This is a genomic window from Nocardia cyriacigeorgica (assembly GCF_010858045.1).
Lineage (GTDB): Bacteria > Actinomycetota > Actinomycetes > Mycobacteriales > Mycobacteriaceae > Nocardia > Nocardia cyriacigeorgica_E.
Window position 1 is genome coordinate 1 of the sequence record NZ_JAAGVC010000209.1, and the last position, 333, is coordinate 333.

Sequence of the window (333 nt, forward strand, 5' to 3'; positions counted from 1 at the left end):
AGTGGATCCTCGCCTTCGAGGCGCAGGAACTACACCGCATTGTCGATCTGATGCGTGACCTGCGCGCCACCGAGGCACGGCTGCACGTGCGGGAGGAAGTGCCGTTCTTCACCGGCCCGAGGGTCGAGGTGGAGCAGCTGATCACCGCACTGCCCTGAGCTCTGAACGCGCCCGGGTTCTGAGCATGCATGCCCCGAACTTTCGGGGCATGCGTCATCGGCGCGTGGTTGCGTACCGTTTGCGCACGGCGCGTCGGGTTTACTGAGGCGTTGCGGTGTCCGAGGGGTGCAGCCGCAGCGCAATGGAATTGATGCAGTAACGCTTGTCGGTGGG

The 333-nt window shown here is 64.6% G+C and carries 1 protein-coding gene; it reads left to right on the top strand.

Annotated elements, in window-relative coordinates:
* A partial coding sequence (locus GV790_RS29400) for a chlorite dismutase family protein (RefSeq protein ID WP_163818070.1) occupies positions 1-158 on the top strand: 158 nt, incomplete at its 5' end.
* Positions 159-333: the final 175 nt, after the last annotated feature.